We start from the raw sequence: 11,408 nt of genomic DNA on the forward strand, positions 1-11,408 counted from the left end.
ACTGCGTACAAACAGCTCGCCCCGGGCGGCCTACGGCGGTGAGGCCGGAGCATCACCGCACCGCGACCACCGCCGAGCCGTGCCCGAACAGCCCCTGGTTCGCCGAGATGCCCACGCGCGCGCCCGGGACCTGCCGGTCGCCCGCCTCGCCCCTCAACTGCCAGGTCAGCTCGCAGACCTGGGCGATCGCCTGCGCCGGCACCGCCTCCCCGAAGGAGGCCAGCCCACCACTGGTGTTGACCGGTATTCGCCCACTCAGTGCGGTCGCCCCTTCCCGGAGCAGCTTCGCGCCCTCGCCCTCGGCGCACAGCCCCAGATCCTCGTACCACTGCAACTCCAGTGCGGTGGACAGGTCGTATACCTCCGCCAGGGACAGATCCCCGGGCCCGACGCCCGCCTCCTCGCAGGCCGCCTCGGCGACCGAGGCGCGGAACGTCCGCGCGGACGGCTCCACCGCCACCGCGGAGTCCGTCGCGATGTCCGGCAGGTCCAGCACGGTGTTGGGATAACGCGGCGTCACCGTGGACACCGCCCGGATCCGCACCGGCCGCGCTCGCCCGTGCCGCCGCGCGAAGTCCATCCCGGCCAGCACCAGCGCCGCCCCGCCGTCCGAGGTCGCGCAGATGTCCAGCAGCCGCAGCGGATCCGCGACCACCGCGGAGGCGGCGACCTCCTCGGCGGTCACCCGACGCCGGTACCGCGCGTACGGGTTGAGCGCGCCCAGCGCCGCGTTCTTCACCTTCACCTCCGCGAAGTCCGCCACGGTGTCGCCGTACACGGCCATCCGTCTGCGCGCGTACAGTCCGAAGTACGTGGGATTGGTCGCCCCGAGGACACGGAAGCGCAGCCAGTCCGGATCGTCCGGCCGGTCCCCGCCCGCCGGGCGGAAGAACCCCTTGGGCGCGGCGTCGGCGCCCACCACCAGCACCACGTCCGCCAGCCCCGCGAGGATCTGCGCCCGCGCGGTGTGCACCGCCTGCGTCCCCGACGCGCAGGCCGCGTACACACTGGTGACCCGGGCCCCCTGCCAGCCCAGGGCCTTCGCGAACGCGGCCCCCGCCACATACCCCGGATAGCCGCCGCGCACGGTGTCCGCGCCCACGACCGAGCCGACCTGCCGCCAGTCGAGACCGGCGTCGGCGAGCGCCGCGCGGGCCGCCACCGCGCCGTACTCGACGAAGCCGCGGCCCCACTTGCCCCAGGGGTGCATGCCCACGCCGAGCACCGCCACCTCACCCGTCATCGCGCCACCCCCGTCGGCCGCCAGTGCCAAGTCGTCCAGGTCGTCTCCGCGTCCTCGTGCAGCACACCGGGGACGACCTCCACCTCCATGCCCACCGCCAGATCCGCGACGGTGATCCCGGGAGCCGCCTGTCCCAGCACCACCATCCGCTCGGCTGCCAGCTCCACTGCGATCAACGCGCACGGCACCCACGGAAGTTCCGCATCGCTCACATACGGTGACGGTGGCCGGTACCGGCTGTCCGTGTACGACCAGACACGCCCGCGCCGCGCCAGCGGAACCTCCACCAGGTCGCCGCCCGCACACCCCGGGTTGCGGCAGTGCACGTCCTCTCGCGGGAAGAAGACCGAGGCACAGGCCGAACAACGGGTGCCGAGCAACCGGAACGCCTCCCCGTCCCCGGCGAACCACCCGGCGACCACAGGGGTCCGTGTATCTGCCAACGCCTCTCCCCAAGCCGTATCTGACGGAACGTCAGAAGTGTGCCACGGGAGGCCGCGCAGCGGCAGGGCGTCTTCCCCCCTGCCCCGCGCACCTGATAGATGCAGGGTGCATGACACGACTCACCACCGCGCTACGAGGCCTGGTCACCACGCTCGCCGCCCTGCTGGCCGCGACCGCCACCACCGCCCCCGCCCAGGCGAAACCCGAGCCCAAGGCACCCGACGACTTCGTGGCGCTGAGAACCGTGGACCGGACGATCATCGAGGAGATGCGCTACTTCACCCCGCACAACTTCGTCGGAGAGCGCGTCGACGGATACCAGCAGCCCTTCTGCATCCTCACCCGCCCCGCCGCCGAGGCACTCCACCAGGCGCAGCGACAACTCCGCCGCCAGGGCTACGGCCTCAAGGTGTACGACTGCTACCGGCCACAACGCGCCGTCGACCACTTCGTCCGCTGGGCCGAGGACCTCGACGACCAGGCGATGAAGGACGAGTTCTACCCGGACGTCGACAAGACCCGGCTGTTCACGGACGGCTACATCGCGGAGAAATCCGGCCACAGCCGCGGCTCCACCGTGGACCTCACCCTCGTACGGCTCCCAGCGAAGCCCACCAGGCCCTACGTACCCGGAGAACCCCTCGTGCCCTGCTACGCACCCCAGGACGAGCGCTTCCCGGACAACTCCGTCGACATGGGCACCGGATACGACTGCTTCGACACCCTCTCCCACACACTCGACCCTCGCGTCCAGGGCCAACAGCGCGCCAACCGGCTGCTGTTGAAGGCCACCCTGGAAGACCTCGGATTCGTGAACCTCGCCGAGGAATGGTGGCACTTCACCTACCGGCCCGAGCGCTACCCGGACACCTACTTCGACTTCCCCGTCTCCGCGAAATCGCTTACCCCCAGTACCTGAGCCGCCCCCGGAAGACGCCCTCCCCGTGATCGGATACAGTCCGCCGCGTGTCCGAAACTCAGCACTCCGCCACCAACCCCGCAGCGAACTCCCACTGTTCGAGCTGCGGATCGCCCTACGGAGAGGGCGTCTCCGGCTGGCCCCGCACCTGCCCGGCCTGCGGCACCGTCGCCTACCGCAACCCGCTGCCGGTCGCGGTGGCGCTCCAGCCCGTCTACGACACCCAGGGCACCGCACTGGTCGTCATCACCCGCACCATCGCCCCCGCGCGCGGGGGCACCGCACTGCCCGGCGGCTACATAGACGACCGCGAGGACTGGCGGCACGCCGTCGTCCGCGAACTCAAGGAGGAGACCGGCATCGACGCCGCGAGCCGCGACATACGGCTCGTCGACGCGATGAGTTCCCCCGACGGGCACCTGCTGCTCTTCGGTCTCCTCCCGGAACGCCCCGCCGAAGGACTCCCCAAGTCCGCCGCCACGGACGAGACGGAGGGCTGGCACCTGCTGCGCAGGCCGGAGGAGCTGGCCTTCCCGCTGCACACCCTGGCCGCACGGGCCTGGTTCGAGGGCCGCTACTGACCTCGGGGTCCGCCGAGCCCCCGTATCCGTACCGGACGGCCCGGCTCAGCCAGCCCGGCATCGCCCTCCCGGCGGACCATCACCCGTCGGCCTTCCCCGCGGGCGACATACCGTTCGAGCTCCGGCTCGTCCCACCCGTCGCCCGCGTCCGGCACCACCAGCCCGCCCCCGGTCCGTCCCGGGGCGGGCGCCCACACCTCCAGCTCCAGCCCACCGTCCGCCCCACGCACCGGGAGCACGGACCCCGCGCGCGCGAGCACCGGTATCCGGGACATCGGGGCGTCGACGGACACCTGCCCGGGCCCTTCGTACACCCGCTCCGTCACCGTGTCGTACCAGCGTCCACGCGGCAGCCGCACCACCCGTCGCTCAGCACCGGGCTCCAGCACCGGAGCCACCAGCAGACAGTCGCCCAGCAAGAAGGCGTCCTCACAGTCACGCAGACCTCGGTCCTCCGGCGCACTCCACCACAAGGGCCGCACATACGGCGCCCCGGTACGCCGCGCCAGATGCGCCAACGTCATGAAGTACGGCACCAGCCGCCGCCGCTCGACGAGCGCCACGCGCGCGTGCTCCAGCACCTCGGCACCGAACTCCCACGGCTCACGGCGCCCCGCCCGCATACTCGCGTGCGTGCGGAACAGCGGCAGATACGCGGCCAGCTGGAACCACCGCAGAAACAGCTCCGGCGACGGACAGCCGTCGAAACCGCCCACGTCCGGCCCCGAGTACGGCACCCCGCACAACCCCAGCCCCAGCACCAGCGAGAGCGACGCCCGCAGCCCCGGCCAGCCCGTGGCCACATCACCGGACCACGTGCCCCCGAAGCGCTGCATGCCGACCCACCCCGACCGCGAGAAGACGAACGGCCGCTCATCCGGCACCAGTCGGCGCACCCCCTCGTACCCGGCCCTCGCCATGCACAGCCCGTAGACGTTGTGCGCCTCGCGATGATCACCACCGCGCCCCTCCAGGGAATGAGCCGCCGACCGCGGCAGCGTCGACTCACCGAAGGCCGTGAACGACGTGGGCTCGTTCATGTCATGCCAGAAACCCGAGAAACCCTGCCGGAGGCGCTCCTCGTACAGGTTGCCCCACCAGGCACGCACGCGCGCGTGCGTGAAGTCCGGATAGACCACCTCTCCGGGCCACACGACCCCCTGCGCGAGCTGTCCCGACGCCTCCCGTACGAAGGCGCCCTCCGCCACACCGCTGTCGTACACCGCGTTGCCCGGCGCCGCCTTGACCGCCGGGTCGATGATCGACACCAGCCGTATCCCCTCCCGCCGCAACTCCTCAGCCAGCTGCGGCAGTTTGGGAAAGCGGTCACGGTCGACGGTGAACACCTGATGGGCGTCGTAGTGGTCGATGTCCAGATGGACCGCGTCGAGCGGCAGATCCCGCTCCCGGTACCCCGCGACGACCCGCCGCACCTCCTGCTCACTGCCGAAGCCCCACCGCGCGTGATGGTGCCCCAGCGCCCACGCGGGCGGCAGCGCGGGCGCCCCCGTCAGCGTGGACCACGCCAGCAGCACGCGCGCGGGGGAGCCCACCACCACCCAGCAGCGCAGCGGACCGCCGTCCATCCGCACCTCGCACGACCCGACCCGGTCGTGCCCGGACCCGGCGCCCTCCTCGCCCTCCCGCACGGTCACCGTGCCGTCCCAGGAACTGTCGTGGCACACCAGATGCGTCCCCGCGTCGGCCACCACCCACTGCACCGGCATCGTGACGTACAGCGGATCGTCACCGGGACCGAAGGCCCGCCCCGGATCGGTGTTCCACAGCCGGTACGTGCCGTCCCTCAGCCGTGGCCCCGAGGCCCGCCCGCCCAGCCCGAAGAACCGCGCGTCCGCCGGGACCTCCGACCGCTGCATCCAGCGGGCCGCACCGCCACCGACCGGCTCCCACCACCGGGGCGGCAGATCGCGGCGCAGCCGCACCCCGCCCGGCGTGAGCACCTCGACGGCGCCGTGCCGCGACACCACGACCGTCACCCGTTCGGCCACCACTCGCCAGCCGCCGTCCGTGTCCGGCTCCAGAACCGCGCGCGGATCCGGATCCGGGCACGGCCCGGCGAGCGCGTACGACGGCTCCGGACCGGCCCCGTCCCACCCCCAGAAGACCGCCCCGCTCACGGTGACGACGATCCGCAGCTCCGAACGGCTGAACCGGACGGTCCCGCCCCCGGGCCCGGGCACCACCTCCCGCACCGGACCGGGCACCCGCGCGCGCTCGACCCCCCGCGACGGCAGCCCCGAAGCGTCCGCACGCCTCCTGCGCCACGCGGCCCGCACGGCGCCCACCCCCCGAGCCGCCCCCGCCGAACCGACCGCCTTCACCGAACGCACCAGGTCACGACCGTCCATACTGATCACCTTGCCACTGAGCGGCCCCCTTCAGGGCTCCGTTCAACTGCCGTTCACCAGTGCTGGGGCCACATCTTCACGACACGGACTATGTGCGGTGCACCCTGGTGCGGAAGTCGATCACGTGGCATCGTCCGTGTCAGCCGCTCACGCGCACACCCCAGCCCGTGCGCGAGCGACGCACACGACGCGCACAGTCCGGGAGCCGCCCCATGTCGACCGAGAACCCCCAGCCGCTCTGGCAGCCCGATCCGGAACGCATCGCCCAGGCCCAGATCACCAGGTTCCACACCTGGGCCACCGAGCACCACGGCGCCCCCGCCGACGGCGGATACGCGGCCCTGCACCGCTGGTCCGTCGACGAGCTGGACACCTTCTGGAAAGCCGTTACGGAGTGGTTCGACGTACGCTTCTCGACCCCCTACGCGCGCGTGCTGGGCGACCGCGCGATGCCCGGCGCCCAGTGGTTCCCCGGCGCCACCCTCAACTACGCCGAGCACGCCCTGCGCGCGGCAGCGACCCGCCCCGACGAACCAGCCCTCCTGTGCGTCGACGAAAGCCATGAACCGCGCCCGGTGACCTGGTCCGAACTGCGCCGCCAGGTCGGCTCCCTCGCCGCCGAACTCCGTGCCCTGGGCGTCCGCCCCGGCGACCGCGTGAGCGGCTACCTCCCGAACATCCCCCAGGCCGTCGTCGCCCTCCTCGCCACCGCCGCGGTCGGCGGCGTCTGGACCTCCTGCGCCCCCGATTTCGGCGCCCGCAGCGTCCTCGACCGCTTCCAGCAGGTCGAACCCGTCGTCCTCTTCACCGTCGACGGCTACCGCTACGGCGGCAAGGAACACGACCGCCGCGACACGGTCACGGAACTACGCCGTGAACTGCCGACCCTGCGCGCCGTCGTCCACATCCCCCTCCTCGGCACCCCCGCCCCCGAAGGCGCCCTGGAATGGTCGGCCCTGACCGCCGCCGACACCGAGCCGGACTTCGAACAGGTCCCCTTCGACCACCCCCTGTGGGTGCTCTACTCCTCCGGCACCACCGGCCTCCCCAAGGCCATCGTCCAGTCCCAGGGCGGCATCCTCGTCGAGCACCTCAAGCAACTCGGCCTGCACTGCGACCTCGGCCCCGACGACCGCTTCTTCTGGTACACGTCGACGGGCTGGATGATGTGGAACTTCCTCGTCTCCGGCCTGCTCACCGGCACCACGATCGTCCTCTACGACGGCAGCCCCGGCTACCCGGACACCGGCGCCCAGTGGCGCATCGCCGAACGCACCCGAGCCACCCTGTACGGCACCTCCGCCGCCTACGTCATGGCCTGCCGCAAGGCGGGCGTACACCCCTCACGCGACTACGACCTCTCCGCCGTGCAGTGCGTCGCCACCACCGGATCACCGCTCCCTCCCGACGGTTTCCGCTGGCTGCACGACGAGGTCCGCGACAACCTGTGGATCGCCTCCGTCAGCGGCGGCACGGACGTCTGCTCCTGCTTCGCCGGAGCCGTACCCACCCTCCCCGTCCACACCGGCGAACTCCAGGCCCCCGGACTGGGCACCGACCTCCAGTCGTGGGACCCGAGCGGCAACCCCGTCATCGACGAGGTCGGCGAACTCGTGGTCACCAACCCCATGCCGTCCATGCCGATCCATTTCTGGAACGACCCCGACGGCAGCCGCTACCACGACAGCTACTTCGACACCTACCCCGGCGTCTGGCGCCACGGCGACTGGATCACCGTCACCTCCCGCGGCTCCGTGATCATCCACGGCCGCTCCGACTCCACGCTCAACCGCCAGGGCGTCCGCATGGGCTCCGCCGACATCTACGAGGCCGTGGAACGCCTCCCCGAGATCAAGGAATCCCTGGTCATCGGCATCGAACAACCCGACGGCGGCTACTGGATGCCCCTGTTCGTGCAACTCGTCCCGGGCGCGGTCCTCGACGAGGCCCTCCTGGCCCGGATCAAGCGGACCATCCGCGAACAGCTCTCACCCCGCCATGTCCCCGACGAGATCATCGAGGTCCCCGGCGTCCCCCACACCCTCACCGGCAAGCGCATCGAGGTCCCGGTCAAGCGCCTCCTCCAGGGCACCCCCCTGGACAAGGCGGTCAACCCCGGCTCCATCGACAACCTCGACCTCCTGCACTTCTACGAGGACCTCGCCCGCAAACGCGCCTGACCCCCGCTGACCTGCGGTTCCCCCCTCACCCGTAACCGCCGCCGTCCCCGCCCGGCACCCCGTTGTCAGTGGCAGCGGTTACGGTGAGTGAGCATTGATCGACCGCACGGAGCGACTGCACTCAGGGGGACACCATGGAGCACACCGACCAGCGCACCATGCGACGCGTACTGCGGCGCGAAATCGCGGGCACCATCGGCCTGCTCACCGACGAGCACGACTTCCGCGCCATGCGGCGCTACCGCAGCTTCACCTTCGACGACCACACCAGCTACCTCCGACAGGTCGAAGCCATCCTCAGGACCCGGGCGAACCAAGGCAGCCACACCACGGTGGCCCTCTTCGACCCCGAGGATTACGCCGACTACTGCACGGAAACCGGCCTTGACCCGGACACCCTGTCCAGCCGCTCCCGCTTCACCGCGGAACTCGCCACGAAGGGCCCCGCCGTCGCCTACGAGGGCCAGCCCCTCACCGACCTCGTCCCCGCCCTCGTCGACGAGGCCGTCCGACAGGTCACCTGGGAGTACGCGGCCACACTCCTCGCCCGCCTCGGCACCTGCGCGTCCTGCGGCGAGGACATCGGGCACGCCGCCTTCGCCCGCGCCTCGGCCCTCCTCACGCGCATCCTCGACACCGCCCCACCCGGCAGCCGCCACCTCGTGTGCAGCGTCACCGGTACACCGGAAGCCCTGCTCGCCGCCCTCCACGCGGATGCCGACACCCAAGGCACCACCCGGCTCGACGAAGCCGAAGCCCTCGAACTCACCACCGTGCTGGCCGTCGGCCTCGGCACCCACAGCCCGGGCGGACTCGTCATGCGCACCAGCACCCCCGGCACCACCGACCGCGTCTACGGATGGCGGCTGCGCGCCGACGACCTGGCACCCCTCACCGCCGCCGAAGTGTTCGACGCCTACTGCACCGACATCGACACCGGCGACCTCATCGGCCCCGAGCCCGACGTCGACTACACCACGCCACCCGACCTCGGAGACGCGCCCCGCCACCAGCACTGAAACGAGAGGGGCGCCCCACCCGAAGGCGGAGCGCCCCTCCACAACAAGCCGCGGCGGGCCTACTCCCCGGACAGCACCGCCTGCGCGGCGTTGCGCGCGTCCTCGGCGCTGTCCGCCGCCCGCGCGGCGGCCGCCGCGCGCTCGCACTGCGCCAGCGTGTACTTCGCCAGCGTCGCCCGGACATAGGGAAGCGACGCCGCACCCATGGACAGGGAGGTGACACCCAGACCGGTCAGCACACACGCCAGCAGCGGATCCGACGCGGCCTCACCGCAGACACCGCAGCTCTTGCCCTCGGCCTTCGCCGCCTCGGCGGCCATCGCGACCAGGTCGAGCAGTGCGGGCTGCCAGGGGTCCTGCAACCGGGACACCGCGCCCACCTGACGGTCGGCCGCGAAGGTGTACTGCGCGAGGTCGTTCGTCCCCAGCGACAGGAACTCGACCTCCTGCAGGATCGACCGCGCCCGCAGCGCGGCCGACGGGATCTCCACCATCGCGCCGAACTTCGCCTGGAGCCCGGCCGCGCGGCAGGCGTCGGCGAACGCCTTCGCGTCCGTACGGTCCGCGACCATCGGAGCCATGACCTCGAGATAGACCGGCAGTCCCTCGGCGGCCTTCGCCAGCGCCGTCAGCTGGGTGCGCAGCACCTCGGGGTGATCGAGCAGGGTCCGGAGCCCACGCACACCGAGCGCCGGGTTCGGCTCATCGGCGGGGGTCAGGAAGTCCAGCGGCTTGTCCGCACCCGCGTCCAGGACCCGCACCACGACCCGCCCCTCGGGGAAGGCCTCGAGCACCTGCCGATAGGCCGCGACCTGCTTCTCCTCCGAAGGCGCCTGCTTGCTGTCGTCGAGGAAGAGGAACTCGGTACGGAAGAGACCGACGCCCTCCGCCCCGGCCTCGACAGCGGCGGGTACATCCGCCGGACCGCCGACGTTGGCCAGCAGCGGCACCTTGTGACCGTCGGACGTGGCACCGGGCCCGGTCGTGGCGGCAAGCGCCGCCTTGCGCTCCGCGGCCTCGGCCGTGAGCTTGGCCTTCCGCTCCTCGCTCGGGCCCACGAAGATCTCACCGGTGCTGCCGTCCACGGCGATCACGGTGCCCTCGGCCAGTTCACCGGCACCCGGCAGCGCCACCACGGCCGGAACGCCGAGCGCCCGCGCCAGAATCGCGCTGTGGCTGGTCGGCCCGCCCTCCTCGGTGACGAAACCGAGCACCAGAGCCGGATCCAGCAGCGCCGTGTCCGCGGGCGCCAGATCACGCGCGATCAGCACATACGGCTCGTCACTGTCCGGCACACCCGGCATCGGCACCCCGAGCAACCGGGCGACGATACGGTTCCGCACGTCATCCAGGTCGGCCACCCGACCGGCGAGGTACTCACCGGCACCGGCCAGCAGAGCCCGGTACGCGGCGAAGGCGTCGTACACCGCCCGCTCGGCCGTGCTGCCGACGGTGATACGTCGGTCGACATCGGCCATCAGCTCGGGGTCCTGCGCCATCATGGCCTGGGCCTCAAGCACCGCCTGGGCTTCGCCGCCCGCCAGGTTGCCGCGCGCCATCAGATCGGCGGCCACAGCCTCCACGGCCTTACGGGCGCGCCCCTGCTCACGCTCCGCGTCCTCTGCCGGGATCTGCTTGGCCGGCGGTTCGAGCACCGCCGTCCCCATGTGCCGGACCTCGCCGATCGCCACACCGTGGCTCACACCGACGCCTCGCAGCGTTGTCTCCATCTCACCCGTCTCCGATAGTGCGGCGGACCCCGCCGCCGCGGTTGATGTGCTGACAGCCGTCGGACGACGGCACCGCGTCACTTCCAGACGAAGAGACTGTCGCCAGCCTTGACGTCGCCATCCTCACGCAGTTCGGAGAGGGCTTCGGCCGTGGCCTCCAGGGCGACGACCGGGCACACCGGGGACTTACCGGCCGCTTCGACGGCAGCCGGGTCCCACCGCACGACGGCCTGGCCGCGCGTCACGGTGTCGCCCTTGTGTACGAGCAGCTCGAAACCCTCGCCGTTCAGCTGCACGGTGTCGATACCGAGGTGGGTGAGCACACCATGACCGTCCGCGTCGACGACGACGAAAGCGTGCGGGTGCAGGGAGACGATCACACCGTCCACGGGCGACACCGCCTCGGAGGGCTCACGGACGGGGTCGATGGCGGTGCCCGGGCCGACCATGGCCCCGGAGAAGACCGGATCAGGCACCGCGGCCAGTCCGATGGCGCGTCCTGCGAGCGGGGACGTCACGGTGGTCATGGGGAGCCTCCCAGGGGGGTGGAGCGTCTGTTGGACCGTCACTGCCTGTCCCGGACGGCCTGTTGAGCAGGGTATGTCATATGAAGTACCCGTTCCGCACAGGCGATCCCGGTTCAGAGGTCTAGACCACTCTAGCAATCGATTTGCACGCGCTCCAGCGCCCCATGTACAGTCGTAGACCTGCCTGGGGCTGAGCGACGCGAACCAGCGCCTCGGTCCGGCAGCATCCAACTTGTCAGATCCTATCTCGGGGTTACCTTCTGCGTGCTCGCAGAACGGCGGTCAGGGACACGGAAAAACACTGATAGAGTCGGAAACGCAAGACCGAAGGGAAGCGCCCGGAGGAAAGCCCGAGAGGGTGAGTACAAAGGAAGCGGCCGTTCCTTGAGAACTCAA

Annotated in this window: 9 protein-coding genes; 4 read left to right on the top strand and 5 right to left on the bottom strand. The window is 71.3% G+C overall.

The genetic code is table 11. From position 1 onward, the window contains the following. Positions 1-52: 52 nt before the first annotated feature. Both ACFVQG_RS24105 and ACFVQG_RS24110 read right to left on the bottom strand, forming a co-directional pair. Entirely contained in the window at positions 53-1,243 is a 1,191-nt protein-coding gene (locus tag ACFVQG_RS24105; protein ID WP_383386993.1) for a lipid-transfer protein, read from the bottom strand. Continuing rightward, the gene (locus ACFVQG_RS24110; RefSeq protein ID WP_383387102.1) at positions 1,240-1,665 is read right to left on the bottom strand and encodes a Zn-ribbon domain-containing OB-fold protein; all 426 of its coding nucleotides are present in this window, start codon (positions 1,663-1,665) and stop codon (positions 1,240-1,242) included. The genes ACFVQG_RS24105 and ACFVQG_RS24110 overlap by 4 nt, the downstream gene beginning before the upstream one ends. Positions 1,666-1,796: 131 nt before the next feature. Here ACFVQG_RS24110 and ACFVQG_RS24115 point away from each other — a divergent pair, with 131 nt between their 5' ends. Both ACFVQG_RS24115 and ACFVQG_RS24120 read left to right on the top strand, forming a co-directional pair. Beyond that, positions 1,797-2,606: a M15 family metallopeptidase gene (locus tag ACFVQG_RS24115; protein WP_383386996.1), complete on the top strand. Its 810-nt coding sequence runs from the start codon at positions 1,797-1,799 to the stop codon at positions 2,604-2,606. A gap of 47 nt (positions 2,607-2,653) precedes the next feature. After that, positions 2,654-3,187 carry an NUDIX domain-containing protein gene (locus ACFVQG_RS24120; RefSeq protein ID WP_383386999.1) on the top strand — a complete coding sequence of 178 codons (534 nt, stop codon included), beginning with the start codon at positions 2,654-2,656 and terminating at the stop codon, positions 3,185-3,187. Here ACFVQG_RS24120 and ACFVQG_RS24125 read toward each other — a convergent pair. Beyond that, on the bottom strand, positions 3,181-5,556 hold the full coding sequence (locus ACFVQG_RS24125; RefSeq protein WP_383387002.1) for a TIM-barrel domain-containing protein: 2,376 nt from the start codon (positions 5,554-5,556) through the stop codon (positions 3,181-3,183). The two genes, ACFVQG_RS24120 and ACFVQG_RS24125, sit on opposite strands and share 7 nt — an antisense overlap. Positions 5,557-5,768: 212 nt before the next feature. On the opposite strand from ACFVQG_RS24125, the gene ACFVQG_RS24130 reads away from it, so the two are divergent. Next, the gene (locus tag ACFVQG_RS24130) at positions 5,769-7,736 is read left to right on the top strand and encodes an acetoacetate--CoA ligase (protein ID WP_383387005.1); all 1,968 of its coding nucleotides are present in this window, start codon (positions 5,769-5,771) and stop codon (positions 7,734-7,736) included. 134 nt (positions 7,737-7,870) lie between these two features. Further along, a complete protein-coding gene (locus tag ACFVQG_RS24135) occupies positions 7,871-8,755 on the top strand; it encodes a hypothetical protein (protein ID WP_383387008.1) in 885 nt (294 codons plus the stop codon). 59 nt (positions 8,756-8,814) lie between these two features. Here the strand turns inward: ACFVQG_RS24135 and ptsP are convergent, their stop codons facing one another. Further along, complete coding sequence (gene ptsP, locus ACFVQG_RS24140) at positions 8,815-10,485, bottom strand: phosphoenolpyruvate--protein phosphotransferase (RefSeq protein ID WP_383387011.1); 1,671 nt, start codon at positions 10,483-10,485, stop codon at positions 8,815-8,817. A gap of 77 nt (positions 10,486-10,562) precedes the next feature. Continuing rightward, positions 10,563-11,012 (bottom strand): PTS glucose transporter subunit IIA, encoded by a 450-nt coding sequence (locus ACFVQG_RS24145; RefSeq protein ID WP_383387014.1) that lies wholly within the window; start codon positions 11,010-11,012, stop codon positions 10,563-10,565. Positions 11,013-11,408 lie beyond the last annotated feature (396 nt).

The sequence above is a fragment of the Streptomyces sp. NPDC057877 genome, assembly GCF_042796855.1.
Lineage (GTDB): Bacteria > Actinomycetota > Actinomycetes > Streptomycetales > Streptomycetaceae > Streptomyces.

Excerpts from the sequence above, each read along its gene's own strand:
- ACFVQG_RS24130 (WP_383387005.1), top strand. The coding sequence starts at position 5,769 with ATGTCGACCGAGAACCCCCAGCCGCTCTGGCAGCCCGATCCGGAACGC.
- ACFVQG_RS24115 (WP_383386996.1), top strand. The coding sequence starts at position 1,797 with ATGACACGACTCACCACCGCGCTACGAGGCCTGGTCACCACGCTCGCC.
- ptsP (WP_383387011.1), bottom strand. The coding sequence starts at position 10,485 with ATGGAGACAACGCTGCGAGGCGTCGGTGTGAGCCACGGTGTGGCGATC.
- ACFVQG_RS24105 (WP_383386993.1), bottom strand. The coding sequence starts at position 1,243 with ATGACGGGTGAGGTGGCGGTGCTCGGCGTGGGCATGCACCCCTGGGGC.
- ACFVQG_RS24135 (WP_383387008.1), top strand. The coding sequence starts at position 7,871 with ATGGAGCACACCGACCAGCGCACCATGCGACGCGTACTGCGGCGCGAA.
- ACFVQG_RS24125 (WP_383387002.1), bottom strand. The coding sequence starts at position 5,556 with ATGGACGGTCGTGACCTGGTGCGTTCGGTGAAGGCGGTCGGTTCGGCG.
- ACFVQG_RS24145 (WP_383387014.1), bottom strand. The coding sequence starts at position 11,012 with ATGACCACCGTGACGTCCCCGCTCGCAGGACGCGCCATCGGACTGGCC.